This is a genomic window from Streptomyces sp. NPDC047974 (genome assembly GCF_040653375.1).
GTDB lineage: Bacteria > Actinomycetota > Actinomycetes > Streptomycetales > Streptomycetaceae > Streptomyces.
Genome location: NZ_JBEZNU010000012.1, coordinates 136967 through 161251 on the forward strand (window position 1 = coordinate 136967; position 24285 = coordinate 161251).

The window sequence follows — 24285 nt, forward strand, 5'->3', positions numbered from 1 at the left end:
ACGCTATGCCGTCGTGCGGGGCGGGGAGATCGGACCCGGGACGGAGACGGGGTGAGTCCTTGGGCCTACCCGGGAGGTCAGAGGGGGCGGACCGAGTCCGCCTGCGGGCCCTTGCTGCCCTGGGTCACCTCGAACTCGACGCGCTGGTTCTCGTCCAGGGACCGGTAGCCGTCGGACTGGATCGCGGAGTAGTGGACGAACACGTCCGGGCCTCCGCCGTCCGTCGCGATGAAGCCGAACCCCTTCTCCGCGTTGAACCACTTCACGGTCCCCTGCTGCGGCATCCCGACGCTCCTTCTCGCGGTCGCGTCCGCCGTGCCGATCACCGCGGACGGAGCGTGTCTCCCCATCTCCCGGAGCGCTTACACCTCCCCGGGCGCGCGGACCGCCCGTCGCGGGGGTCTTTGAGCTGCCGACGGCGCGACGGTGAACGGGGAGGAGAATCACGCGAGTTGGGCGACGGGGCGCCATGAGGGCGCCATGAGGGCGGCGTCGGCCGCGGTGGTCGTGCCGGCCGGGGGCGCCGGATGCTCCTCCGGCGGCGGCGCCGCACCGGAGGGTGGCGGGGGGAAGGGGGGGAGAGATTCGATCCTCCGTCGGCGTTCGGGAAGGGCGTGGAGCTGCCGCGCGACAAGTCCGTGAGGGCGTGGGGGCCGCGCTCGCGGGCGGCAGGGCCGAGGTGCTGCCCGCCGTGCCGTGCGCCGGCTTCTTCGACTCCGCGCCGCTCGACCCGGCCATGGACGGGTCCTCCCTCGTCGCCGTCTGGTTCCAGGACGGCCGCGGGTCCCGGCGGGCGAGGACGCCGACCCCGGCTGCGCGGCATCGCCTGGGAGGAGTCGGCCGGGACTACGAGTTCTGATCCCGGAGCCGTACCCCTACTCCCACACGGCCGTGTCCGGGTCGACGCCGTGGGCGCGGGCGCTCGCGTCCACGACCGTGCGGAACCACTCCGCGAGGCCCGGGCGGATGCCGTCGTAGTGCGCGGCGAAGCCCGGATCCGACGCGTACGTGCGGGCGAGGCAGACCTGCATCTGCCTCGTCAGGGGGAAGTAGGCGGCGAAGACGGCGCGGTGGCGGTCGACGAGGGCGTCCGCCGCCGGGCTGCCCGGCGCGACGCCCGCGTCCATCGCCGCCGCGAGATCGCGGTCCAGGGCGGCCACCGCGTCGTGGACGGCCTGCCACTCCTCCGGGGTGCGGGCCGCCGAACGCTCGGCGTACTGGCGCCACTGGGTCGTGTCCCCGTACCACTGCCGGGCCTTCACCGGTCCCTCCGGGTCCCAGTCCGGGCCGAAGATCGCGGCCTGCTGCTCGACGGTCAGCAGCAGACCGCGCTCGTGGGCCTCGATCATCCGGTCCAGGCCGGCGCCGAGCCGCTGGAGCCGCTCGACGCGCTCCGCGACCTGGGCGCGCTGGGCGCGCAGGGCGGCCGGGACGTCGGTGCCGGAGTCGTCCAGGACGGCCTGGATCCGGTCCAGGCCGAGGCCGATCTCGCGGTAGACGACGACGCGGTGCAGGCGTTCGAGATCGGCGGCGGTGTAGAGCCGGTACCCGGCGCCCGTACGCAGCGAGGGCCGGGCCAGGCCGATCTCGTCCCAGTGGTGCAGCGCGCGGACGGTGACGCCGAGGCGCGCGGAGACCTGGCCGACGGTGAGGCCGGCGGTGTCCGTCTCGTCGAGACCGGGGCCGGGGCCGGGGCCGGCGCCGAGGGCGGGGTGCATGTCTGTGCCTGTGTCAGGGTCGGGCATGCTCCTCATTCTCGTCGGGGCGGGAGCTCGGGCCGGAGATGCCGATCCCGGCGAGGTTCCGCGCCTCCTGGCTCGCCGGGTCGTACGGCTTCGCGGCCGTGAGGACGATCCGGGCGTTCTCCGGGGTGATCACCTCGACGTCGCGGGTGTTCCAGAAGGTGTCCCGGGGGCTGTCGGCCGAGACGGAGCCGGGGCGGACCGCCCGGCAGGCGTCGACGATCCCGTCGATCTGGCCGAGCACGCAGGCGAAGCTCACGCTCATCGCCGGGGCCTCGGCGGGGACGGAGTCCGCCGCGACGAGCAGGACGTCCTGGAACGCCCAGCGGCGCAGGTGCACCAGGGTGCCGGGGACCGAGAACAGCTCGAAGAAGCCGAGGCCACGGGTCCAGAAGTCCAGGGAGGCGGCCAGGTCGGCGGTGGGGACGGTGACGAAGGCCGGCATGCCGTAGATGCCGTGGAAGGGCTCCGGCGGCACGGCGTCGGGGCCGGGGGCGGGCACGGGGCTGACCTCGAAGGCGTCGTAGTAGTCGCTCATGGGCCCCACCCTTCGGCCTCACGTTGCGTGAGGGTCAAGTCCGGGACCTACCGGCGCCGACCCCGTCGGTGTGGTTGGCTGCCGGAGTGACTCAGGACCTGGAGACCATGACGTTCGCATCGGCCGAGGCGTTCGAGGCGTGGCTCGCCGAGCACCACTCCCTCCGGCCCGGCATCTGGCTCAAGATCCGCAAGAAGGCGCCCGGAGTCGTCGCCCTGGACTACGCCCAGGCGCTCGACGTGGCGCTCTGCTACGGCTGGATCGACGGGCAGAAGGCGAAGTTCGACGAGGAGTGGTGGCTCCAGCGGTTCACCCCGCGAACGCGGACCAGCAAGTGGTCCAAGATCAACCGCGACAAGGCGACCGCCCTGATCGAGCAGGGCCGGATGTCTCCGTCCGGGCAGGCCGAGATCGACCGCGCGAAGGCGGACGGCCGCTGGGAGGCGGCGTACGACAGCCCCAGGGCCGCCACCGTGCCGGAGGACCTCGCCGCCGCCCTCGCCGCCGAACCGGCCGCCGCGGCCTTCTTCGAGACGCTCGACCGCCAGAACCGCTTCGCCGTCCTGTACCGGATCCAGGACGCCAAGCGGGCCGAGACCCGGACGCGCCGGATCGAGAAGTACGTGGCGATGCTGGCGAAGGGGGAGAAGCCGCACCCGTGACGCCCGGCGCCGGCCGGTTGTCGGAGGGGGCGCGTAACGTTCCGGGCGTCGGAACCGGCCTCTGCACCAGGAGCATCACCGTGGACATCCTGCTCGTCGGCGGACTGTGGCTCGACGCGTCCGCCTGGGACGACGTCGTCCCCGAACTCGCCGCCCTCGGCCACCGGGCCGTGCCGGTGGCCCTGCCCGGACAGGGCGACGGCGACACGTCCGCGACGCTCGCGGACCAGCGGGCCGCGGTGGTCGCCGCGGTCGACGCGGCGGAGGGGAAGCCGCTGGTCGTGGGGCACTCGGCGGCGACCACCCTGGCCTGGCTGGCCGCCGACGCGCGGCCGGACAGGGTCGGCGGGGTCGCGCTGGTCGGCGGCTTCCCGGCCGTCGACGGGCGGGCGTACGCCGACGTCTTCCCGATCGTCGACGGTGTCATGGCCTTCCCCGGCTGGGGCCCCTTCGAGGGTCCGGACACGGCCGACTTCGACGAGCCGGCACTGGCCCGGTTCGCGGCGAAGGCCGCCGCCGTGCCCGTGCCCGAGGGGGTCGCCAAGGGTGTCGTACGCCTCGCCGACGAGCGCCGCTTCGACGTGCCCACCGCCGTCGTCTGCCCCGAGTTCACCCCCGCCCAGGCGCGGGAGTGGATCGCCGCGGGCGAGGGCCCGGAGCTCGCCCGCGCCCGCCGCCTCACCTACGTCGACATGGACGCGGGCCACTGGCCGATGACCACCCGGCCGCGCGAACTGGCCCGTGTCCTGGCGGAGTTCGGCGGCGGCCTGGTGGACGCCGGCTGAACCCGGCCCCCCGGGGGAGGAAGGGGCCCGGCTGCCGCCTCAGTCCGCCGACACGCCCCAGTACCCGATCTCCGACGGCTCCCCGTCCTCGTAGAGGACCGTGCAGTTGCCCTGGGCGCGGGCGGGGTAGAGCTCGCGGTCGGCGGCCAGGGCGGCCTTCCACTGCTCGCGGGTGGGGCGGCCGCCGGGGCACCAGGCGCGGACCTCCTCCGGCGTCAACGGGCGCATGAAGGGCCCCCATTCGGTGAAGTCGGGGGCGACCGTGTGGACCTGGTCCAGGACGGTGCAGGTGCCGCCGGTCAGGATGTACTCCAGCCAGTCCTCGCTCTCCCACAGCTCCGTGATCGTGCGGCCCGTGTCGTCGTGCTCGCCCTTCGCCAGCTCCTCGTCCTGCGCCCGCCGGAAGGCGACCGCCAGGTCGGCGTCGTACGGCCCCGTCTGCCACCAGCAGCTGCCACCCATGACCCGCCTCCGTGTCCCTCTTCCCCGGTCCCGCGTTCGACGTGAAGCGTAGGGCGCGGGTACGACAACCTAGGCTGCGTGTGTGGACATAGACCTCGGCAACGGAATCCTCGGCGCCGTCCTCGGCGTCGTCTTCGCGACCCTGTTCCAGCAGTCGGCGCAGGAGCTGTGGTTCAAGGCGCGGCGGCGCGCGGCCGGGAAGGTGCGGAGTCTCACGTACCGGCCCGAACAGGGCGGCGCGTGGGGGACGTTCTCGCTCGGTCCGCTGCACACCCCCGCGCTGGTCGTGGAGGGCGACGGGGAGCGTCCGATCGCGCCCGAGTCCGTCCATGTGCAGGTGCTCGACGACCCGGTCGAGCTGCCCGCCGAACTGGCGCCCTGGCGGGCGGAGATCGAGGCGGAGGAGGCGCGGGTCGCCGCGGCCGGCGAGCGGCAGCCGGTCTGGAACGGCGAGCGGTACGCGGTCGAGTCCGTCGACGTGGCCCGCACGCCCCTCGACGAGTCCCCCGAGGTGCATCTGCGGCTGCGGCCCACCGACTACTACACCTTCCTCGCCGCCCAGCAGCTCGACCGGCGGCTGCCCGACGGTTCGACGCCGCGCGGGCGCTGGCTGGAGCCCGAGGCGCCGCTGGCCGCGCCCGCCTTCCTCCAGTGCAGCTTCGGCGTGAACATCGCCGTCGTCACCGCCGACGACCTGCTGGTGATCAGCCGGCGCGGCGACCGGGTCAGGATGGCGCCCGGGCTGTGGAACTCCTCCGTGAACGAGGGCCTCTCCCGGAACCTCGACTCCTCCGGCCGTCACGCGCCCGACCTGCACGCGGTCGCCCGGCGCGGCATGCGCGAGGAACTCGCACTGGAGCCCCACGAGTTCACGCTCACGCTGCTCGCGTTCGTGCTCGACGTCGAGAGCCGGATGTGGAGCGCCCACTTCACGGCGCGGCTGACCGGCCTGACGGGCGAGGAGCTGCGGGCCCGTACGAGCCGGGGCGTCGCGGACCGCTGGGAGCACACCGCCATGGAGTACGTGCCGTTCCGCACGGCCGACGTGGTCCGCCACCTCCTCTCCCCGGAGCGGCGCCACCGCTGGGCCCCGCTCGCGCCCGCCCTCTTCCACCTCGCGCTCGTCCACGCCCACGGCCGCGCGTCCGTGGAACGGGCGGAGGCGGCGGTCGTGCGGCGCCTCTAGGCCGTCTCTTCCGGGTCGGGCCGGGCTCGCGGCCCGGCCGGGTCGTACGCTGGGTCGCATGGCATGCCGCATCAGTGAGTTGATCCTCGAATGCGCCGACCCCGAACGGCTCGCCGTGTTCTGGAGCGAGGTCCTCGGGTACGTCGAGATCGGCCGGGAGGACGACGGGAGCATCGAGATCGGGCCGCCCGGAGCCGGCTTCGGCGGACCGCAGCCGACGATCGTCCTGAGCCCGAACAGCGCGCCCCGCGCCGAGAAGCTCCGCCTCCACATCGACGTCAACCCCACCGACCGCGACCAGGACGCCGAACTGGAGCGGCTGCTCGCGCTCGGCGCGAAGCCGGCGGACGTCGGGCAGACGGGCGAGGAGAACTGGCACGTCCTGGAGGACCCGGAGGGCAACGTCTTCTGCCTCCTGCGCCGGCGCATCGAACCGGTCTGAATCCGCTCCGGCCTCCGCGTCCGAATGCCGCCAGCGGCAGGCGGGCGGCGGGGGTGAGGGTGGGCGCATGAGCCTCTACACCCCGCGGGCCGTCGAGCCCGCCGCCCTCGCCGCGCTCCGGTCCGTCGACGACGCCGGGCGCCCCTGCCTCCCGTACGCGGCGGAGGAGGGCGGCGAACCGCTCCGCTGCTGCCTGCGCGCCGCCCGCCCCGGCGAGCGCCTCGCCCTCGTCGCGTACGCCCCGCTGCGGCGGTGGGCGGCCGCCACGGGGGCCGCGCCCGGTGCGTACGACGAGGTGGGGCCGGTGTTCGTCCACGCGGAGGAGTGCGGGGGCTACGAGGGAGCGGGGGAGGCGTACCCCTTCGCGCGGCCGGGCGCGCTGCGGACGGTGCGCCGGTACGGGGCGGACGGCCGCATCCTCGGCGGGCGCCTCGTCGAACTCCCCGGCCTCGACGAGGCGTTCGACGAGGCCTTCGCGGATCCGGCGGTCGCGCTGGTGCACGTGAGGGCGGTGGAGTACGGCTGCTTCCACTTCGAGGTGCGGCGCCCGTAAGCCGGTCCCGCCCGCGTCACCGCCCGCGTCACTGCACGCGTCACCGCCCGCGTCACTGCACGCAGAACTCGTTGCCCTCGGGGTCGGTCATCACCACCCACGAGCCGCCCTGCTCCGCCACCCGCCGCTGCACGGCCGCGCCGAGCGCGACCAGGCGCTCCACCTGGGCGTCGCGGGTGCCGGGGCCGGCGTGCACGTCGAGGTGGAGGCGGTTCTTCACCGTCTTCTCCTCCGGGACCCGCTGGAAGAGGATGCGGCGGCCGAGACCGGCGCCGTTCTCCTCCGACAGCGGGTCGTCCGGGTGCCGCACGGCGGCCAGGTCGTGCCACCCGAGCCGCTCCTCCGGCGTGCCGGGACGCACGGTCAGGGTCGCCTCGGGCGGTACGGCTCCGGCGGCGAGCAGCTTTCCCACGAGCGCGCTGTGGTCCTCCTCGACGTAGCCGAGGGCGGCGGCCCAGAAGGCGGCCTGGGCGTGCGGGTCACGGGCGTCGATCACGACTTTCCAGTGCAGCGGTTCCATCCCCCACGTATACCGCGCACCACCGACGCTAGGCCGTCGTCCGGGCGTCGTAGTGGGCCCGGGCCGTCGCGATCTCGCTCTGGTGGCGCTCCGTCCAGGTGACCAGGGCGCGGATCGTCGTGTGCAGCGTGGCGCCGAGCGGCGTGAGCTCGTAATCGACGCGGGGCGGCACCGTCGGGTGGACCGTGCGCCGGACCAGGCCGTCGCGCTCCAGCTGCCGCAGCGTGACGGTCAGCATGCGCTGGCTGACGCCGTCGATCTCGCGCCGGAGCTGCGAGAAGCGGACGACCCGGTTCTCCAGGAGCGCGATGACGAGCAGCGACCACTTGTCGGCGATCCGGTCCAGGATCTGGCGGACCTCGCAGTCCTCGCGGGTGTCCCACTGGAAGGGGTCCGCCTCCCCGGCGCCGTCGGGGTGGCAGCCGCGTGAGGCGGTGGGGGCCGTGATGGTTACTCCGGAGGTACCGGGTGACTTCGAAGTGCCTTCTTCCATGCCTCCCGATCCTCCCCCAGGATCGAGGTGGTTACAAGAGGGAACCGACCCTCGGAGCGGTAACCACCCCCACCCAACCCCCTTTTCCATGGAGGCAGTTGTGTCGTTACGTGCCTGGGGCCTGCTCCTCGTCCTCAGCGGGGCCGTCTTCCTCGAAGGCATCGACGTCGCGATGCTCGCCGTCGCCGTCCCCGCCATCCGCGCCGACCTCGGCCTCACCACCGCCACCGCCGCCTGGGTCATGTCCGCCTACGTCCTCGGCTACGCCGGCTTCACCCTGCTCGGCGGCCGCGCCGCCGACCTCCTCGGCAGACGGCGGATGTTCCTCGGCTGGCTCACCGTCTTCCTGCTCTTCTCCGGCCTCGGCGCCCTCGCCGACGACGGCCCGACGCTCGTCCTCGCCCGCCTCGCCACCGGTGTCGCCGCCGCCTTCATGACCCCGGCGGCCCTCTCGATCATCACCACCTCCTACCCGGAGGGCCCGCAGCGCGACAAGGCCCTGCTGGTCTTCGCCGGGGTCGCCGCCGGCGGCTTCTCGCTCGGTCTCGTCACCGGCGGCCTGCTCACCCAGTTCGGCTGGCGCTGGGTCTTCATCGCCCCCGTCCTCTTCGCCGCCGTCCTGCTGGCCGCCGCCGTCCGCCTCGTCCCGGAGGACGAGCGGTCGCCGGCCCCGCGGCGCGGCGGCTTCGACCTCGCCGGGGCGCTCGCCGCCGCCGGGACGATGCTGCTCCTCGCGTACGGCGTCGTCCGCCTGGAGCACGGGCTCGACGGCTGGGCGCTCACCCTCGCCGTGTTCGCCGCCGGGCTCGCGCTCGCCGCCGTCTTCGTCCGCGTCGAACGCCGGGCCGCCGTCCCGCTCGTCCGGCTCGGGCTGCTGCGCACGCCGTCCGTGCTCCGGGCCGACCTCGGCGCGCTGCTCTTCGTCGGCGCCTTCTTCGGCTTCCAGTTCGTCGCCACCCTCTACCTCCAGGAGCTGCGCGGCTGGTCCTCGCTGCACACCGCCCTCGCCCTGCTCGTCATGGGCGTCGACGCGGTCCTCGCCCCGACCCTGACCCCGCGCCTGGTGGCCCGCTACGGCAACGCCAAGGTGATCCTCGGCGGCTTCCTCGCCGCCCTCGCCGCGTACGTGCTCTTCCTTCCGGTCGGCCCCGACTGGTCGTACGCCGCGATGTTCCCGACCCTCCTCCTCACCGGCCTCGCCTTCTCCCTCGCGTACGGGCCGCTGACCATCGCCGGCACGGACGGCGTGGCGGAGGACGAGCAGGGGCTCGCGGGCGGGCTGCTGACCACCGCGACCCAGTTCGGTTCGGCGGTCGGCATCTCCGCCGTGACGGCCGTGTACGGCCTCACCGGCGGCGGCCTCGCCGGCTTCCGCGCGGCGCTCGCCGTGCCGGTGGCGATGGCCGCGGTGGGCGCGCTGGTCGCCGTCGCCGGCCTCCGCGACCGCCGCCGCGTGCCGGCCGAGCCCGCGGGGGAGGTGCTGGTCTGAGCCCGGACCCGTGTGCGTACGCACGAGGTGCGCGCGTACGGGGGAAGGCCCCGCCCGGAGCATCGGGCGGGGCCTTCGGTGTGAGGCGTACGAGGTGTGCGAGGTGTGCGAGGTGTGCGGGGTGTGCGGGGTGTGCGGGGTGCGTGCGGGTCAGGCGCGGGGCTCGCGTACGGGGGCCGCGGCCGTCGCCGCCTCCTCCGCCAGCCGCTCCGCCGCCGACTCCGCGGCGCGGACGACGGCCGCGCGGCTGCGGCGGGCGGTGCGGAGGGCGTCCCAGGTGAGGAGCGTCAGGGCCAGCCAGACCAGGGAGAAGCCGGCCCAGCGCTCGGGCGGCATGGCCTCGTGGAAGTACGCGACGCCGAGGAGGAACTGGAAGGTCGGGGCCAGGTACTGCAGCAGGCCGAGCGTGGAGAGGGGGAGCCGGATGGCCGCCGCGCCGAAGCAGACCAGCGGGATCGCGGTGACGACGCCGGTCGACGCGAGGAGCGCCATGTGGCCGGCGCCCTCCGTGCCGAAGGCCAGCTCGGAGCGCGAGCCGAGGAAGACCAGGTAGCCGAGGGCGGGCAGGAAGAGCACGGCGGTCTCGGCCGCCAGGGACTCCAGGCCGCCGATGTTCACCTGCTTCTTCAGCAGGCCGTAGACGGCGAAGGAGAAGGCGAGGACGAGGGAGATCCACGGCGGGCGGCCGTAGCCGATCGCCAGGACGAGGACGGCGGCGAAGCCGATGCCGACGGCCGCCCACTGCGCCGGGCGGAGCCGTTCCTTCAGGACGAGGACGCCGAGCGCGATCGTCACGAGGGGGTTGATGAAGTAGCCGAGCGAGGCCTCGACGACGTGGCCGTTGTTGACCGACCAGATGTACAGGCCCCAGTTCACGGTGATGACGGTCGCGGCGATCGTCAGCAGGCCGAGCTTGCGCGGGTTGGCGAGCAGCTCCTTCATCCAGCCCCAGCGGCGCAGCGTCAGCAGGGCGAGTCCGACGAAGGCGAAGGACCACACCATCCGGTGGGCCAGGATCTCGCCCGGGCTCGCGGGCTTGAGCAGGGGCCAGTAGAGCGGGACCAGGCCCCAGATCGCGTACGCGGTGACGCCGTACACGAGGCCGGCGCGGTTCTCGCCGCCCGCGCCGCCCGCGCCGCCCGTCTCCACGGTCGTGCCACCGGTCCCGCCGCCGGTCCCGGTGACCGTCGTTCTTCCGCCGCCCATGAATGCCTCCCGCCCTGCGCCGCGCTGTCCCGAAGACGGTAGCGCCGCACAGGGCAGGCTGTCATGTGTGTACCGCTATACGGTCATGACCTTGAGCGCCTCGGCGACCGTCGTGCCGATCGGGGTGGTCGGGCGGCCGATCAGCCGCGCCAGGTCGCCGGTCCGGACGGCCAGCGCGCCGCGCTCGATCGCCGCGTCCACGTCGACGAGGATCGCCGCGAAGAAGTCCGGGACCCCGGCGCCGGTCAGGATCTCCAGGTGGGTCTCGGCCGGCACGTTCGTGTACGCGACCGGCCGCCCGCTGCGGGCGGCGATCTCCGCCGCGTACTCGGCGAGCGACCAGGCCTCGTCGCCGCTCAGCTCGTACGCGCGGTTCAGGTGCCGCGCGTGCTCCTCGGCCGGCCCGGTCAGCACGGCCGCCGCGGCGGCCGCGTAGTCGGCGCGGGTGGCGGAGGCGACCCGGCCCTCGCCCGCGTTGGCGACGACGGCGCCGTGGGCGAGGACCGGGGCGAGGTTGGCGGTGTAGTTCTCGCTGTACCAGCCGTTCCGCAGGAACGTGTACGGCAGGCCGGAGGCGAGGATCAGCTCCTCCGTCTCCTTGTGCTCCGCCGCCAGGTCGAAGTCGGCCTCCGGGCCGCCCAGGACTCCGGTGTACGCGAGCTGGGCCACGCCCGCCGCCTTGGCCGCGTCGATCACGGCGGCGTGCTGCGGCACCCGCTGTCCGACCTCGCTGCCGGAGATCAGCAGCACCCGGTCGCCCGCCTCGAAGGCCCCGGCCAGCGTCTCCGGCCGGCCGTAGTCCGCGATCCGCAGCTCGACGCCGCGGTCCGCGAGGTCGGCGGCCTTCTCCTTGTTCCGCACGACGGCGGCGACGGCCCCGGCGGGGACGGCCGGGTCGGCGAGGAGGGCGTCGACGACGAGACGGCCGAGCTGTCCGGTGGCTCCGGTGACGACGATGCGCATGGGGATTCCTTCGGGGGGTGATCGGAGGGGGCGAACACACTCACCGTACGTCGGGCACTAACCAATCGAAAGTACCCACTTTGAAGTAAGGTACTGGCATGAAGGTGAGCACCGAGGTCCAGGCGAGGCCCCTGCTGGCGGACGTCGACGGCGGCATGTGCCCGTCCCGGCTCGTCCTGGAGCACGTCACCAGCCGCTGGGGCGTCCTCGTCCTGATCGCGCTCCTGGAGCGCTCGTACCGCTTCAGCGAACTGCGGCGCAGGATCGGCGGCGTCAGCGAGAAGATGCTCACGCAGACGCTCCAGACCCTGGAGCGGGACGGCTTCGTCCACCGCGACGCCAAGCCCGTCATCCCGCCCCGCGTCGACTACACCCTCACCCCCCTCGGCGAGGACGCCGCCCGGCGGATCAAGGCCCTCGCCCTCTGGACCGAGTCCCTCGTCCCGGACGTCGAGGCGGCCCGCGCCCGCTATGACGAGAGCCGCGGCCAATGACCTTGTAACGCCCCGGACTTGACCCCTCCACGCATACGATCGTGACCCCTGGGGGAATCGTGTGAGCGGGGGGTGGGGGAATCGTGTCCTACGCATGGCTGTCGCGTTCCTGCTGTGCCGTCGTGGCGGGCGGAATGCTGCTGGCGGGCTGCTCGGACGGCGGCGGGGGAGACCCTCCGTCCCGTACGGCCCCGGGGCCGTCGGCGAGCACGAGCGCGAGTACGAGCGCGAAGCCGGAGACGTCCCCGGACCCCACCGCCGGACCGACCGCCCTGGACTTCGTCCCCGACCCGGCCCGCGCCCCGAAGACCCCGGCCGACGCGGCCCGCCTCGCGACCACGATCCTGTCCGGCGGGCCCGGCTCCTGGGGGCCCGGCTACGTCGCCCGGACCCCGTACCTCAGCCCCCAGGGCTACTGGCCGGTCCTCTCCGAGGGCTGCGACTGGGAGACCGGCGCCCTGCCGTCCACCGTCCTCCACAGCGTCACCGCCTCCATGGAGCTCCCCGCCTCCGGCGGCAAGGGCACCGTGCGCGTCACCTCCACCGTCACCGTCCACCGCACCGAGGACGCCGCCGACTGGGAGATGGCCGAGACGCTGGAGGAGGCACTGCGCTGCCCCGACCAGCTCCTGCGCGCCGGCGAGCGCGTGTCCGGCCTCATGTCGCTCGGCAACGCCTACGGCGTCGGCGGCAACACCACCGCCTCCGACACCGTCAACGAGCGCGGGAAGTACCTCAAGGACGGCGTCCCCGGCGAGCACTACTACGGCTGGTCCCAGTCCCGGCTCGGCCAGGTGACCGTCGCCGTCTCCGCCAAGGGGGCCGCCGGCCACGACGAACAGGAACTGGCCACCGCGATGGCCCACGCCTCGGTCGCCATGCTGATCCGCGCCGAGACCGCCCTGGAGGCAGCCCAGTGACCGCGCCGGACGAAACCCCCCGCGAGGACCCCGCCCCGAACACCCCGGCCGCTCCCCGGGACGAGGCCCCGACGGCCCCGGCCGACCCGCCGTCCCCCCGGGTCCCGTCCCCGGCCGCACCGCCCACCCCGGCCGACCCTCAGGGCGCGTCCCCGGCCGCACCGGCCACCCCGCCCGACCCCCGGATCCCGGCGCCGGCCGCACCGCCCACCCCGGCCGACCCTCAGGGCGCGTCCCCGGCCGCGCCGGCCGCCCCGCCCGGTCCCCGAGACGCGTCCCCGCCCGCCCCCAGGGACGCCGGCCCCGGCACCCCGCCCGACCCCCGGATCCCGGCGCCCGCCGCGGAGGGCGGTCGGGTCGCCCGGCCCGCCTCCGCCGTTCCGGAGCCGCGCCCCCGGCCCGGGGACCTCGCTCCGCTGCTGCCGGGCGACCCCTCCGGCATCGCGGGGTACCGCCTCCTCGGCCGGCTCGGTGCCGGCGGCATGGGTGTCGTCTACCTGGGCCGCACGGACACGGGCGAGCTGGCCGCCGTGAAGGTGACGCTCGCCGACCGGGCCGAACGGGCCGACTTCCGGGCGCGGTTCCGGCGCGAGGTCGAGGCGGCGCGGCGGGTCGTGTCGCCGTTCGCCGTTCCCGTGCTCGGCGCCGACCCCGAAGCCCCCGAGCCCTGGCTCGCCACCGCCTTCGTGCCCGGACCCTCCCTCGGCGAGGCGATCGCCGCCCACGGACCCCTGCCCGGGCGCAGCCTGCGGATCCTCGGCGGCGCCGTCGCCCGCGCGCTCGCGGCCGTCCACGCCGCCGGGCTCGTCCACCGGGACGTGAAGCCCGCCAACGTCCTGCTCGCCGTCGACGGCCCCCGGCTCATCGACTTCGGCATCGCCCGCGCCGCCGACCCCGCCGGGGAGACCGCGCTCACCGGCACCGACATGGTCGTCGGCACCCCCGGCTTCCTCGCGCCCGAGCAGGCGGAGGCCCGCACCGAGGACGTCGGACCCGCCTCCGACGTCTTCGCCTTCGGCTGCCTGCTCGCCTACGCCGCCACCGGCCGCCCGCCCTTCGGCACCGGCGCCGTCGACGCCCTCATGTACCGGACCGTGCACGACGAGCCCGACCTCGCCGGCGTACCGGCAGGGCTGCTCCCCCTCCTGCGGGACTGCCTCGCCAAGGATCCGGCCGTCCGGCCCACCGCCGGGCAGCTCGCCGCACGGCTCGTCGTGGACACCGCCGGCACCGCCGCCGACTGGCTGCCCGACCCCGTCGTCCGCACCATCGCCGAGCGTTCCGCCCGGATGCTCGCCCTCCCCGACATCGACGCGACCGCCGCCGGCGCCCCCGCGCCGCCGCCCGCCACGGGCCGCCGCCGCTTCCTGCTGCTCGCCTCGGCCGCGGGCGTCGCCGCCGCCGGAGGCGCCGCGTGGTGGGCCCTCCGGGGCCGCGACGACCGCCCGGACGCGAAGGGCACGCCCCCGCCGAAGGCCCGCCGGTGGACCATCGGGGTGCAGGCCGACCTCAGCGGACCCGGCAAGGAGGTCGGCCAGGCGCAGGAGCGCGGCGTCCGCCTCGCCGTCGAAGCCTTCAACTCCCGTGAGGACAAGCCGTTCACGCTCGACGTGAAGGTCTCCGACGACCGCGGCGACCGGACCCGCGCCCTCGCCGCCGCCCGCGCCCTCACCGCCGACCCGGACGTCCTCGGCATCATCGGCCCCAGCCACGACTACACCGGCCAGGAGGCGCTGCCCGCCTACGACGAGGCCCTGCTCCCGGTCGTCACCGTCTCCGCCGGGCTGAACCTGCTCGTCAACCCCGCCCAGAACCAGGGCCGCAGCATCGTCCGGGCCTGCCCCATCCACGCCTTCAACGGGATGCACATCGCCTACCACGCGCAGTCCGTCCACCGCCCGGCCCGGCCGGGACTCCTCCAGGAACGCACGGACGACCCGTACTCCTGGCAGTTCGTCGTCGGCGCCGGCTTCGGCTTCACACAGGGCGGGATCCGGCCGCACCCCCGGGTGATCCCCGGCGGCGCCAAGGGGCTGGAGCGGGTGATCGGCGAGATGGTGGACGCCGGCATCGACGCGTACGTCCACGCCGGGCTCCTGCCCGCCGCCATCCGCGCCGCGAAGGCCCTCGACGCGCTCGGCTTCACCGGCCCCCGCTTCGCCGGACAGCACGTCTTCGGCGACCGCTTCCTGCGCGACGCGGGCCGCTCCGCCGAGGGCTGGACCGTGGGCGCGCCCGTCGCCGACCCGACCGCCCGCAAGGAGGCCGCCGCCTTCCTCGCCGCCCACCGCGCCCGCTACGGCACCGCCCCCGTCTGGTACGCGGGCGAGGCGTACGACGTCACGCTCCTCCTCGCCCAGCAGGTCGAGAAGGCGTACGAGAAGGCCGGTGAGCGCCCCGACCGCACCACCCTCGCGCCCCTCCTGCGCAAGGCCGTCCACCAGGGCGTCATGGGCGGCTACTCCTTCGAGGAGGACGGCAACCTCAAGGGCGTCGGCACCTTCCTCCACCGCGTCGAGGGCGGGCGGTACCGGTCCCTCGGCGCCGCGCCCGCCACCCCGGCCCGGAAGGCGGGCGGCTGACCCGTGCGCCCGCTCCACCGGTCCGACCCCTCCGCCGTCGCCGGCCACCGCCTCCTCGGCCGGCTCGGCGCCGGCGGCATGGGCGTCGTCTACCTGGCGCGCACCCCCGGCGGCGCGCTCGCCGCCGTCAAGGTGATCCGCGCCGAACACGCCGCCGACCCCGCCTTCCGCGAGCGCTTCCGCCGCGAGGCCCGTACCGCCGAGCGGATCACCGGCCGCTGGGTCGTCCGCGTCCTGGGCGCGGACCCGGAGGCCCGCGAACCCTGGCTCGCCACCGAATACGTCCCCGGCCCCTCCCTCGCCGAGGCCGTCGCCCTCCACGGGCCCCTGCCCGAACCGGCCGTCCGGGCCTTCGGTGCCCGGCTCGCCGACGCCCTCGCCGATCTCCACGCGGCCGGCCTTGTCCACCGGGACGTGAAGCCCGCCAACGTCCTCCTCGCCCTCGACGGTCCCCGGCTCATCGACTTCGGCATCGCCCGCACCGCCGGGGCCACCGCCCTCACCGCCACCGACGCCATGATCGGCACCCCCGGCTTCCTCGCCCCCGAACAGGCCCGCGCCGCCGGTGCCGGTGAAGTCGGCCCGCCGGCCGACGTGTTCGCACTCGGCTGCGTCCTCGCCTACGTCCTCACCGGCGAACGCCCCTTCGGCACCGGCACGGTGGCGGCGGTCGTCTACCGGACCGTCCACCAGGAGCCCGAACTCGACGCCGTACCGGCCTCCTTGCGGCCCCTGGTGGCGGCCTGCCTCGCCAAGGACCCGGATGCCCGGCCCACCGCCGGGGCCGTCCGCGACGCGCTCGGCGGCACCGGGGGACCGACCGGCGCGCTGCTGCCGGCCGGGCTGCCCGCCCTCATCGCCGAACGCTCCGCCCGCGTCCTCGACCTGCCCGTCCCGGAACCGACGGCGCTGGTGCCCGCGGAACCCCCGCGCGGCCCGTCCCGGCGGCGGCTGGTCATCGGCGGCTCCGCCGCGCTCGTGGCCGGGGCCGGCGCCCTGACGGCCTGGCTCGCCACCCGCCCCACCGGCACCGGGACCCCCACCGGCAACGGCGCCCGCACCCTCGCCACGTACACGATCGGCGTCCAGACCGATCTCAGCGGCCCCCGCAAGGCCGACGGCCGCGCCCAGGAACGGGGCGCACGGCTCGCCGCCGAGCAGTTCAACGCCCGCCCCGACCGCCCCTTCGACCTCGCCGTGCGGGTCCGCGACGACGCCGGCGACCCGCGCCGGGCCGTCGCGGCCGCCGAGGCGTTCGGCGCCGACCGGTCCGTCGTCGCGCTCCTCGGCCCCACGACGACGGAGGCGGTCGCCGCCGCCGTGCCGGTCCACCGGCGCACCGGTCTGGTCTGCGCCGCCGTCGCCACCGGCGTCGACCAGGGCCGGCTCTCCTCGCTGCTGCTGACCGGCGTCTACTTCGAGATGCGGCCGATCGGCACCACGCTCCAGATCGCCTTCTCGACCGCCGCCCTCGTCCGCGGCATCCAGCGGTACATGATCGTCGAGGACCTCGCGGCCGGCGCTCCCGCCTGGTACCTGGCCAACGACGCCGAGACCACCCTCCGGCAGCAGGACATCACCGTGTCCCGCGTCCAGGCCGCCGCGGACGCGGAGGACTTCGCCCCCGTCGCCCGGGCCGTCGGCGCCACCGACGACGCCGCCGTCTTCTACGCCGGACTCTCCCCGCGCCGCGCCGGGCTCTGCGCCCGGGCGCTCGCCCGGGCGGGTTTCCGCGGGCTGCGCGGCGGCATCGAGACCCTCCTGGAGCCGGAGTTCCTCACCACCGCGGGATCCGCGGCCGAGGGCTGGTACATCGGCGCCAGCTACGTCGACCCCGAGGTGCTCCCGGGCGCCCGGGCCTTCGCCGCCGCCTACCGCACGCGCTGGCGGATCCCCGCCGGCACGCCCGTCGAGCGGTACGCGGTCGAGGCGTACGACACCGTCCACGTCTACGCCCAGGCCGTCGAGGCGCTGCTGAAGGACCGGCTGGAGGTGCGGCGCGAAGGCATCGCCCGCCGGGTCGCCGAAGGCACGTACACCGGGGTGACGAAGCGGTACGGCTTCGACTCGGTACGCAACTACCGCTTCCTCGACGAGGTGTTCGCGTACCGGATCGAGAAGGGCGCCCCGCGCTGCCTCGGCCGCTTCCAGGAGGTGAACGAGAAGGAGCGGGAGCGCCTCAAGGCCTCCCCGACGGGCTGAGGGGCGCGGCCGGTGACCCGGCCGCGCCCCTCGGAGGATCCGGACCGGCCGTCAGCCGACCACGGTCCAGGTGTCGTTGCCGGCGAGGAGCCGGCCGAGGTCGCCCTCGCCCTGCTGTTCCACGGCCGTGTCCAGCTGCTCGGCCATGAGGGTGTCGTAGACCGGGCGTTCCACCGAGCGGAAGACGCCGATGGGGGTCCGGTGGAGGGTGTCGGGGTCGGCGAGGCGGGAGAGCGCGAAGGCGGTCGTCGGGGAGGCGGCGTGCGCGTCGTGGACGAGGATCCGGGACTCGTTCTCCGGGGTGACCGTGACGACCTCCAGGTCGCCGGTGGCGGGGTCGCGGACGACGCCCTTGTCGAGCTCGGCGCCGAAGCGGATCGGCTGCCCGTGCTCCAGGCGGATGACGGCCTCCTTGGCCTGGTCCTTGTCCTTGAGGACCTCGAAGGCGCCGTCGTTGAAGATGTTGCAGTTCTGGTAGATCTCCACCAGCGCCGTGCCGTCGTGGTCGGCGGCCTGGCGGAGCACCTCGGTGAGGTGCTTGCGGTCGGAGTCCACGGTCCGGGCCACGAAGGACGCCTCCGCGCCGAGGGCCAGCGACACCGGGTTGAAGGGGGCGTCGAGGGAGCCCATCGGGGTCGACTTGGTGATCTTGCCGACCTCGGAGGTGGGGGAGTACTGGCCCTTGGTGAGGCCGTAGATCCGGTTGTTGAAGAGCAGGATCTTCAGGTTCACGTTGCGCCGCAGGGCGTGGATGAGGTGGTTGCCGCCGATGGAGAGCGCGTCGCCGTCGCCGGTCACCACCCACACCGACAGGTCGCGGCGGGAGGTCGCCAGGCCGGTGGCGATGGCCGGGGCGCGGCCGTGGATGGAGTGCATCCCGTAGGTGTTCATGTAGTACGGGAAGCGGGAGGAGCAGCCGATGCCGGAGACGAAGACGATGTTCTCCTTCGCCAGGCCGAGCTCGGGCATGAAGCCCTGGACGGCGGCGAGGACGGCGTAGTCGCCGCAGCCGGGGCACCAGCGGACCTCCTGGTCCGACTTGAAGTCCTTCATGGACTGGGCGGCCTCGGCCTTGGGCACCAGACGCAGCAGGTTCTCAGGCATCGATGGCCTCCTTGAGGGCGGCGGCGAGCTGCTCGGCCTTGAACGGCATGCCGTTGACCTGGTTGTGGCTGCGGGCGTCCACGAGGTACTTCGCGCGGACGAGGGTGGCGAGCTGGCCGAGGTTCATCTCGGGGATCACGACCTTCTCGTACCGCTTCAGGACCTCGCCGAGGTTCTTCGGGAAGGGGTTGAGGTGGCGCAGGTGGGCCTGCGCGATGTGGCCGCCCTCGCGGCGGATGCGGCGTACGGCGGCGGTGATGGGGCCGTACGTCGAGCCCCAGCCGAGGACCAGGGTCGCCGCGCCGTCCGGGTCGTCGGCCTCGATGTCGGGGACGTCGACGCCGTCGACCTTGGCCTGGCGGGTGCGGACCATGAGGTCGTGGTTGGCGGGGTCGTAGGAGATGTTGCCGGTGCCGTCCTGCTTCTCGATGCCGCCGATGCGGTGTTCGAGGCCGGGGGTGCCGGGCACGGCCCAGGGGCGGGCCAGGGTCTGCGGGTCGCGCTTGTACGGCCAGAAGACCTCGGTGCCGTCGGCCTGGGTGTGGTTCGGGCCGGTGGCGAAGGCGGTGCGCAGGTCGGGCAGGGCGTCGACGTCGGGGATCCGCCAGGGCTCGGAGCCGTTGGCGAGGTAGCCGTCGGAGAGCAGGAAGACGGGGGTGCGGTAGGTGAGGGCGATCCGGGCGGCCTCCAGGGCCGCGTCGAAGCAGTCGGCCGGGGTCTTCGGGGCGACGATCGGCACCGGGGCCTCGCCGTTGCGCCCGTACATGGCCTGGAGCAGGTCGGCCTGCTCGGTCTTGGTGGGCAGACCGGTGGACGGGCCGCCGCGCTGGATGTCGACGATCAGGAGCGGCAGCTCCAGGGAGACGGCGAGGCCGATCGTCTCGGACTTCAGGGCCACACCCGGGCCGGAGGTCGTGGTGACGGCGAGGGAGCCGCCGAAGGCGGCGCCGAGCGCGGCGCCGATGCCGGCGATCTCGTCCTCCGCCTGGAAGGTCCGCACGCCGAAGTTCTTGTGCTTCGACAGCTCGTGCAGGATGTCCGAGGCCGGGGTGATCGGGTACGAGCCCAGGTAGAGCGGCAGCTCCGCCTGCCGGCTCGCGGCGATCAGGCCGTAGGACAGGGCGAGGTTCCCGGAGATGTTCCGGTACGTGCCCGTGGGGAACGCGCGGGTGGCGGGGGCGACCTCGTAGGAGACGGCGAAGTCCTCGGTCGTCTCGCCGAAGTTCCAGCCGGCGCGGAACGCGGCCACGTTCGCCTCGGCGATCTGCGGCTTCTTCGCGAACTTCTGCCGCAGGAACGCCTCGGTGCCCTCGGTGGGCCGGTGGTACATCCAGGAGAGCAGCCCGAGCGCGAACATGTTCTTCGACCGCTCGGCCTCCTTCCGGGAGAGCCCGAACTCCTTCAGCGCCTCGATGGTCAGCGTCGTCAGCGGCACCGGGTGGACCCGGTAGCCGTCCAGCGAGCCGTCCTCCAGGGGGTTCTCCGCGTACCCGACCTTGGCCATCGCCCGCTTCGCGAACTCGTCCGTGTTGACGATGATCTCGCCGCCGCGCGGCACGTCGGCGATGTTCGCCTTGAGCGCGGCGGGGTTCATCGCGACCAGCACGTTCGGCGCGTCGCCGGGGGTCAGGATGTCGTGGTCGGCGAAGTGCAGCTGGAAGGAGGAGACGCCGGGCAGGGTGCCGGCGGGCGCCCGGATCTCGGCCGGGAAGTTCGGCAGCGTGGACAGGTCGTTCCCGAAGGACGCCGTCTCCGAGGTGAACCGGTCACCCGTGAGCTGCATGCCGTCACCGGAGTCACCCGCGAACCGGATGATCACCCGGTCGAGCCGACGGACTTCCTTCTCGGCGCCGTCACGGCCCTCCACCGGGGCGCTGCGCTGCTCCCCGAGCAGGGCCTCACCGGCCTCGCTACTGACCTGGCTGGTCACTTACTGGACCTCCCTAGCGGCAAGCGGGACTCTGCGGCCCACCCTACGACGGTGAGGTGGGCCTTCCCGGGACTTCTCACATGGTGGGCCCCTGTCTCAGGGGCCCTTTCGCCTTGCATTGTCCTGTTCTGCGCCTACCCGGATTGCTCCGGAACGCGGCATTCCGTCTCGTTCTTCCGTCCTGGGCCCGTCCAAGGCCCGCACGAGGTCCCCTCAAGATCCGGACAGGTGTCCGAAGGGGTCGTATCTGACAGGGTGTCAGATCATCGGGGCCTTCGGGCGGGGAACCGGCCCAGGGCCTCGGGACGGGCAGGGGGCCGGCTCACGACCGGAGGTACGTCAGCACCGCCAGGACCCGGCGGTGGTCGCCCTCGCTCGGCGAAAGGCCCAGCTTCAGGAAGATGTTGCCGATGTGCTTCTCCACCGCGCCGTCGCTCACGACCAGCTGCTTCGCGATCGCCGAGTTCGTCCGCCCCTCGGCCATCAGGCCCAGGACCTCCCGCTCGCGCGGGGTCAGATGGGCCAGCACGTCCTGCTGCCGGCTGCGGCCGAGCAACTGCTGCACCACCTCCGGGTCCAGGGCCGTACCGCCCTCCGCGACCCGCACCACCGCCTCGGTGAACTCGCGCACCTCCGCGACCCGGTCCTTCAGCAGATAGCCCACGCCCCGCGTGGAACCGGCCAGCAGTTCGGTGGCGTACTGCTCCTCCACGTACTGCGACAACACGAGCACGCCGAGCTCCGGGTACTCCGCGCGCAGCCGCACCGCCGCCCGTACCCCCTCGTCCGTGTGGGTCGGCGGCATCCGTACGTCCGCCACCACCACGTCCGGCAGCGCGCCCGCGTCCGCGAGCTCCGCCACCGTCTTCACCAGCGCCTCGCCGTCCCCGACCCCCGCGACGACCTCGTGCCCCCGGTCCGTGAGCAGCCGCGTCAGCCCCTCGCGCAACAGCACCGAATCCTCGGCGATGACCACCCGCACCCGGTCCGCCACCTCTCCCACGCCCACGTCCGCCGCCCCCAAGTCCCCGCGCTGTTCCCGCGATGCCCGATCACGCGGCCCGGTCGGCGCCGCGCGATCAAGCATCGCAGGAAAGCCCCCACCGGGACACGGGACCGGGAGAGCGGGTCGCGGGGGTACGGGACGGGGCGCGGCCGGTGCACGGACCGCCGCACCCGCAGGTGCGCGTCAGGCGCGCCAGGGGAGCTCGGCCGTGACCGTCGTCGGGCCGCCCGCCGGCGAGTCCACCGCCAGCACGCCGTCCACCGACCGCAGCCGCTCCGCGAGCCCCGCGAGCCCCTGCCCGCGCGCCGGGTCCGCGCCGCCGACGCCGTCGTCCCGCACCTGCAGCATCAGCCGCGCGCCCGACCGCCACACGTCCACCGAGGCCCGCCGGGCCCGGGAGTGCCGGGTCACGTTCTCCAGGAGTTCCGTCACCGTGAAGTAGGCGAGGCCCTCGATCGCGGCCACCGGCCGCCCCGGCAGGTCCACCGTCACCGACACCGGCACCGCGCAGCGGGCCGCCACCGACGACAGCGCCGCGTCGAGGCCCCGGTCGGTCAGGACCGCCGGGTGGATGCCCCGCGCCAGGTCCCGCAGCTCCTTCAGCGCCAGCTTCACCTCGCCGTGCGCCTCGTCCACGAGGACCGCCGCCGCCTGCGGATCGCTCGCCAGCGTCTCCCGGGCCAGTCCCAGGTCCATCGCCAGCGACGCGAGGCGCGCCTGCGGCCCGTCGTGCAGGTCCCGCTCGATCCGCCGCAGGTCCGCCGCCGCCGTGTCCACGACCGCGCCCCGGTCCGACTCCAGCTCCGTCACCCGCTCCGCCAGCCGCCCCGGCCCCAGCAGCCCCGCCACCAGGAACCGGTCCACGGCCGTCAGGCCCCGCACCAGCGGCGGCCACGCCAGCACCAGCAGCAGCCCGATCCCGCAGGTGACGGCGATCTCGAAGGGCGAGTCCACGTACAGGGCGCGGGTCTCGTCCCCGTACAGCTGGATGCCGTCCTGGCCGACGTACGTCGGGAAGACCCACCGCCACAGCGGATACGTGAACAGCCCCCAGCCCAGAGTGAAGAACGTCAGCGACACGGAGAACGAGAACACCGCCCACGGGAAGTGCACGAGCGCGTACAGCAGGTGCCGCCACGAGGCCCCCGACCGCAGCGTCGCCGCCATCCAGGAGAACGCCCCGCCCGTCCGCCCCCGCACCGGCTCCGGCGCGGCCACGTGCGCCCCGAGCAGCCCCCGCACCCGGGCCCGCTCCACCGCGCCGAAGGCCCGGCACACAGTCAGCGAGGCGGCCAGCACCGGCACCCCGAGGAAGGTGATCAGCAGCCCGAGCCCGGTGGAGGTCAGGGCGACGGCGAGCGCGAACCACAGCACGCTCAGCGGCAGCCCCACCAGGGTGAACAGGAACCCGCGCCAGGTCCGCCCCTGGAAGGGCGCCCGGAGCGCGGAGGGAACGAGGCTCGAATCCATGGGGAGGTCCTTCTACTCGTCACTGGGTACGCGTCCAGGGTTCCGTCCGGGACCCCGCCGGCACCATGAGGCGGGTCGGCGTCTCCCCAGGGGGGATATCCCTACCGACGGGGGCGGGGAGACCGGGAGACCGGGAAACGGGGAGACGGGGAGACGGGGAAACGGGGAGACGGGGAGGCCGGGAGACGGGGAGGCCGGGAGACGGGGAGACCGGGAAACGGGGAGACGGGGAAACGGGGAAACGGGGAGGCCGGGAAACCGGCGGGCCATGGCCGTCGGGTCCGGCAGGCCCGTCAGGCCTGCCCCGCTCGCCCTCGCCCCGTCAGGCCCGCCCCGCCCGCCCCGTCAGCCCTGCCGGGCCCGCCACGGCAGTTCCGCCGTGATCGTCGTCGGGCCGCCCTCGGGGGAGTCCACGACCAGCAGGCCGTCGACCGCGCCGAGGCGCTCCGCCAGGCCCGCCAGGCCCGTGCCGGGGCCGTCGGGTCGGGCGCCGCCGACGCCGTCGTCCCGCACCTGGAGCAGCAGGCGGTCCTTCTCCCGCCACACCTCCACCGAGGCCGTCCGGGCCCTCGCGTGCTTGGACACGTTCTGCAGGAGCTCCGAGACGGTGAAGTACGCGATCCCCTCGATCGCCTCCGCGGGTCGCTCCGGCAGGTCCACCGTCACCGTCGCCGGCACCGTGCACCGGCCCGCCAGCGACGACAGCGCCGCGCCGAGGCCACGGTCGGTGAGGACCGCCGGGTGGATGCCCCGCGCCAGGTCCCGCAGCTCCTGGAGGGCCAGCTTCACCTCGCCGTGCGCCTCCGCGACCATCTCGGCCGCCGCCTCCGGGTCCTCGTGCAGCTTCTCCTTCGCGAGCCCGAGCCCCATCGCGAGCGCCACGAGACGCGCCTGCGCCCCGTCGTGCAGGTCCCGCTCGATCCGCCGCAGATCGGCCGCCGCCGTGTCCACGACCACGCCCCGGTCCGACTCCAGCTCGGCGATCCGCCGCTCCAGCTCGTCCGAGGGGGAGAGGAGACCCCGCACCATGCCCCGGTCCGCCGCCGCCAGGCCCCGCGCGATGAACGGCAGCACCGGCCACAGCGCCACCAGCGACACCAGGGTGACGGAGAAGGTGACGACCCCCCACGGCAGCCGCATCAGCCCGTACAGCTGCGTCCGCCACGCCACCGGGTCCTTCAGCCGCGTCCACAGCCACGGCAGCGCGCCGCCCGGCCGCGGCAGCGGCGAGGGCTCCGCCACGTCCGCGTCGAGGAGCGCCCGCGCCCGGGCCCGCTCGGACCGGCCGATCCCCCGCGCGCCCGCGAGGCCGGCCGCGAGCAGCGGCAGACCGATCACGGTGACGGACAGGGCGACGCCGACGGCGACCGTGGTGACGGAGTAGACGAAGCCGACGAGGGCGGTGGGGAGGTTGAGCAGCAGGAAGGAGATCTCCTTCCAGGTCTCTTTCCCGTACGCGGTCCGCCGCCGCACGGGCGCGTCCACGGCCGCGGCGGGTCGGTCCACGGCCGCGGCGGCGGGGGCGGAAGGGCTCGG

At 74.6% G+C, this 24285-nt stretch carries 24 protein-coding genes; 11 read left to right on the top strand and 13 right to left on the bottom strand.

Features of this window, described 5'->3' with window-relative positions; genetic code table 11:
- Positions 1-77 precede the first annotated feature (77 nt).
- Complete coding sequence (locus tag AB0E19_RS19045) at positions 78-284, bottom strand: cold-shock protein (protein ID WP_362181062.1); 207 nt, start codon at positions 282-284, stop codon at positions 78-80.
- Between the two features lie 362 nt (positions 285-646).
- Here AB0E19_RS19045 and AB0E19_RS19050 point away from each other — a divergent pair, with 362 nt between their 5' ends.
- Complete coding sequence (locus AB0E19_RS19050; RefSeq protein WP_362181065.1) at positions 647-859, top strand: hypothetical protein; 213 nt, start codon at positions 647-649, stop codon at positions 857-859.
- A 16-nt stretch (positions 860-875) separates the two neighbouring features.
- On the opposite strand, the gene AB0E19_RS19055 is transcribed toward AB0E19_RS19050, so the two are convergent.
- Complete coding sequence (locus AB0E19_RS19055; protein WP_362181068.1) at positions 876-1745, bottom strand: MerR family transcriptional regulator; 870 nt, start codon at positions 1743-1745, stop codon at positions 876-878.
- Positions 1732-2280 (bottom strand): VOC family protein, encoded by a 549-nt coding sequence (locus AB0E19_RS19060; protein ID WP_362181071.1) that lies wholly within the window; start codon positions 2278-2280, stop codon positions 1732-1734. Before AB0E19_RS19060 ends, AB0E19_RS19055 begins: the two co-directional genes overlap by 14 nt.
- A gap of 107 nt (positions 2281-2387) precedes the next feature.
- On the opposite strand from AB0E19_RS19060, the gene AB0E19_RS19065 reads away from it, so the two are divergent.
- Positions 2388-2942, top strand: a complete 555-nt coding sequence (locus AB0E19_RS19065; RefSeq protein ID WP_362181074.1) for a YdeI/OmpD-associated family protein — start codon at positions 2388-2390, stop codon at positions 2940-2942.
- A gap of 80 nt (positions 2943-3022) precedes the next feature.
- The gene (locus tag AB0E19_RS19070) at positions 3023-3727 is read left to right on the top strand and encodes an alpha/beta hydrolase (RefSeq protein ID WP_362181077.1); all 705 of its coding nucleotides are present in this window, start codon (positions 3023-3025) and stop codon (positions 3725-3727) included.
- Between the two features lie 39 nt (positions 3728-3766).
- Here the strand turns inward: AB0E19_RS19070 and AB0E19_RS19075 are convergent, their stop codons facing one another.
- Positions 3767-4189 (bottom strand): hypothetical protein, encoded by a 423-nt coding sequence (locus AB0E19_RS19075; protein WP_362181080.1) that lies wholly within the window; start codon positions 4187-4189, stop codon positions 3767-3769.
- 82 nt (positions 4190-4271) lie between these two features.
- On the opposite strand from AB0E19_RS19075, the gene AB0E19_RS19080 reads away from it, so the two are divergent.
- From AB0E19_RS19080 to AB0E19_RS19090, 3 genes are all read left to right on the top strand, one after another.
- Positions 4272-5375, top strand: a complete 1104-nt coding sequence (locus AB0E19_RS19080) for a hypothetical protein (RefSeq protein WP_362181082.1) — start codon at positions 4272-4274, stop codon at positions 5373-5375.
- A 58-nt stretch (positions 5376-5433) separates the two neighbouring features.
- Positions 5434-5817, top strand: a complete 384-nt coding sequence (locus AB0E19_RS19085; protein ID WP_362181085.1) for a VOC family protein — start codon at positions 5434-5436, stop codon at positions 5815-5817.
- A gap of 67 nt (positions 5818-5884) precedes the next feature.
- The gene (locus AB0E19_RS19090) at positions 5885-6370 is read left to right on the top strand and encodes a DUF1203 domain-containing protein (RefSeq protein ID WP_362181088.1); all 486 of its coding nucleotides are present in this window, start codon (positions 5885-5887) and stop codon (positions 6368-6370) included.
- A gap of 52 nt (positions 6371-6422) precedes the next feature.
- Here the strand turns inward: AB0E19_RS19090 and AB0E19_RS19095 are convergent, their stop codons facing one another.
- Together AB0E19_RS19095 and AB0E19_RS19100 are read right to left on the bottom strand one after the other, a co-directional pair.
- Positions 6423-6890: a VOC family protein gene (locus tag AB0E19_RS19095; RefSeq protein ID WP_362181091.1), complete on the bottom strand. Its 468-nt coding sequence runs from the start codon at positions 6888-6890 to the stop codon at positions 6423-6425.
- 28 nt (positions 6891-6918) lie between these two features.
- The gene (locus AB0E19_RS19100; protein WP_362181094.1) at positions 6919-7383 is read right to left on the bottom strand and encodes a helix-turn-helix domain-containing protein; all 465 of its coding nucleotides are present in this window, start codon (positions 7381-7383) and stop codon (positions 6919-6921) included.
- Between the two features lie 100 nt (positions 7384-7483).
- Here AB0E19_RS19100 and AB0E19_RS19105 point away from each other — a divergent pair, with 100 nt between their 5' ends.
- The gene (locus tag AB0E19_RS19105; protein WP_362181097.1) at positions 7484-8872 is read left to right on the top strand and encodes an MFS transporter; all 1389 of its coding nucleotides are present in this window, start codon (positions 7484-7486) and stop codon (positions 8870-8872) included.
- 150 nt (positions 8873-9022) lie between these two features.
- On the opposite strand, the gene rarD is transcribed toward AB0E19_RS19105, so the two are convergent.
- Both rarD and AB0E19_RS19115 read right to left on the bottom strand, forming a co-directional pair.
- Positions 9023-10078, bottom strand: a complete 1056-nt coding sequence (rarD, locus tag AB0E19_RS19110; protein ID WP_362181100.1) for an EamA family transporter RarD — start codon at positions 10076-10078, stop codon at positions 9023-9025.
- 75 nt (positions 10079-10153) lie between these two features.
- Entirely contained in the window at positions 10154-11041 is an 888-nt protein-coding gene (locus AB0E19_RS19115) for an NmrA family NAD(P)-binding protein (RefSeq protein WP_362181103.1), read from the bottom strand.
- A gap of 98 nt (positions 11042-11139) precedes the next feature.
- Between AB0E19_RS19115 and AB0E19_RS19120 the strand changes: the two genes are divergently transcribed.
- The 4 genes from AB0E19_RS19120 to AB0E19_RS19135 all read left to right on the top strand — a co-directional run bounded on the left by AB0E19_RS19120 (position 11140) and on the right by AB0E19_RS19135 (position 17239).
- On the top strand, positions 11140-11535 hold the full coding sequence (locus AB0E19_RS19120) for a helix-turn-helix domain-containing protein (RefSeq protein WP_362181106.1): 396 nt from the start codon (positions 11140-11142) through the stop codon (positions 11533-11535).
- Between the two features lie 83 nt (positions 11536-11618).
- Entirely contained in the window at positions 11619-12455 is an 837-nt protein-coding gene (locus AB0E19_RS19125) for a hypothetical protein (protein WP_362181109.1), read from the top strand.
- Between the two features lie 416 nt (positions 12456-12871).
- Positions 12872-15037: a bifunctional serine/threonine-protein kinase/ABC transporter substrate-binding protein gene (locus AB0E19_RS19130; RefSeq protein ID WP_362181272.1), complete on the top strand. Its 2166-nt coding sequence runs from the start codon at positions 12872-12874 to the stop codon at positions 15035-15037.
- A 3-nt stretch (positions 15038-15040) separates the two neighbouring features.
- Complete coding sequence (locus AB0E19_RS19135) at positions 15041-17239, top strand: bifunctional serine/threonine-protein kinase/ABC transporter substrate-binding protein (protein ID WP_362181112.1); 2199 nt, start codon at positions 15041-15043, stop codon at positions 17237-17239.
- Between the two features lie 51 nt (positions 17240-17290).
- On the opposite strand, the gene AB0E19_RS19140 is transcribed toward AB0E19_RS19135, so the two are convergent.
- The 5 genes from AB0E19_RS19140 to AB0E19_RS19160 form a co-directional block, all read right to left on the bottom strand.
- Positions 17291-18343: a 2-oxoacid:ferredoxin oxidoreductase subunit beta gene (locus AB0E19_RS19140; protein WP_362181115.1), complete on the bottom strand. Its 1053-nt coding sequence runs from the start codon at positions 18341-18343 to the stop codon at positions 17291-17293.
- Positions 18336-20273, bottom strand: a complete 1938-nt coding sequence (locus tag AB0E19_RS19145) for a 2-oxoacid:acceptor oxidoreductase subunit alpha (protein ID WP_362181118.1) — start codon at positions 20271-20273, stop codon at positions 18336-18338. The genes AB0E19_RS19140 and AB0E19_RS19145 overlap by 8 nt, the downstream gene beginning before the upstream one ends.
- A 322-nt stretch (positions 20274-20595) precedes the next feature.
- Entirely contained in the window at positions 20596-21255 is a 660-nt protein-coding gene (locus tag AB0E19_RS19150) for a response regulator transcription factor (RefSeq protein WP_169089001.1), read from the bottom strand.
- Positions 21256-21462: 207 nt separating this feature from the next.
- A complete protein-coding gene (locus AB0E19_RS19155) occupies positions 21463-22749 on the bottom strand; it encodes a sensor domain-containing protein (RefSeq protein WP_362181121.1) in 1287 nt (428 codons plus the stop codon).
- Positions 22750-23094: 345 nt separating this feature from the next.
- Positions 23095-24234, bottom strand: coding sequence for a sensor domain-containing protein (locus AB0E19_RS19160; protein ID WP_362181276.1), 1140 nt, complete (start codon positions 24232-24234; stop codon positions 23095-23097).
- Positions 24235-24285: the final 51 nt, after the last annotated feature.

Excerpts from the sequence above, each read along its gene's own strand:
- AB0E19_RS19045 (WP_362181062.1), bottom strand. The coding sequence starts at position 284 with ATGCCGCAGCAGGGGACCGTGAAGTGGTTCAACGCGGAGAAGGGGTTC.
- AB0E19_RS19055 (WP_362181068.1), bottom strand. The coding sequence starts at position 1,745 with ATGCCCGACCCTGACACAGGCACAGACATGCACCCCGCCCTCGGCGCC.
- AB0E19_RS19060 (WP_362181071.1), bottom strand. The coding sequence starts at position 2,280 with ATGAGCGACTACTACGACGCCTTCGAGGTCAGCCCCGTGCCCGCCCCC.
- AB0E19_RS19065 (WP_362181074.1), top strand. The coding sequence starts at position 2,388 with ATGACGTTCGCATCGGCCGAGGCGTTCGAGGCGTGGCTCGCCGAGCAC.
- AB0E19_RS19075 (WP_362181080.1), bottom strand. The coding sequence starts at position 4,189 with ATGGGTGGCAGCTGCTGGTGGCAGACGGGGCCGTACGACGCCGACCTG.
- AB0E19_RS19085 (WP_362181085.1), top strand. The coding sequence starts at position 5,434 with ATGGCATGCCGCATCAGTGAGTTGATCCTCGAATGCGCCGACCCCGAA.
- AB0E19_RS19090 (WP_362181088.1), top strand. The coding sequence starts at position 5,885 with ATGAGCCTCTACACCCCGCGGGCCGTCGAGCCCGCCGCCCTCGCCGCG.
- AB0E19_RS19095 (WP_362181091.1), bottom strand. The coding sequence starts at position 6,890 with ATGGAACCGCTGCACTGGAAAGTCGTGATCGACGCCCGTGACCCGCAC.
- AB0E19_RS19100 (WP_362181094.1), bottom strand. The coding sequence starts at position 7,383 with ATGGAAGAAGGCACTTCGAAGTCACCCGGTACCTCCGGAGTAACCATC.
- rarD (WP_362181100.1), bottom strand. The coding sequence starts at position 10,078 with ATGGGCGGCGGAAGAACGACGGTCACCGGGACCGGCGGCGGGACCGGT.
- AB0E19_RS19115 (WP_362181103.1), bottom strand. The coding sequence starts at position 11,041 with ATGCGCATCGTCGTCACCGGAGCCACCGGACAGCTCGGCCGTCTCGTC.
- AB0E19_RS19120 (WP_362181106.1), top strand. The coding sequence starts at position 11,140 with ATGAAGGTGAGCACCGAGGTCCAGGCGAGGCCCCTGCTGGCGGACGTC.
- AB0E19_RS19140 (WP_362181115.1), bottom strand. The coding sequence starts at position 18,343 with ATGCCTGAGAACCTGCTGCGTCTGGTGCCCAAGGCCGAGGCCGCCCAG.
- AB0E19_RS19155 (WP_362181121.1), bottom strand. The coding sequence starts at position 22,749 with ATGGATTCGAGCCTCGTTCCCTCCGCGCTCCGGGCGCCCTTCCAGGGG.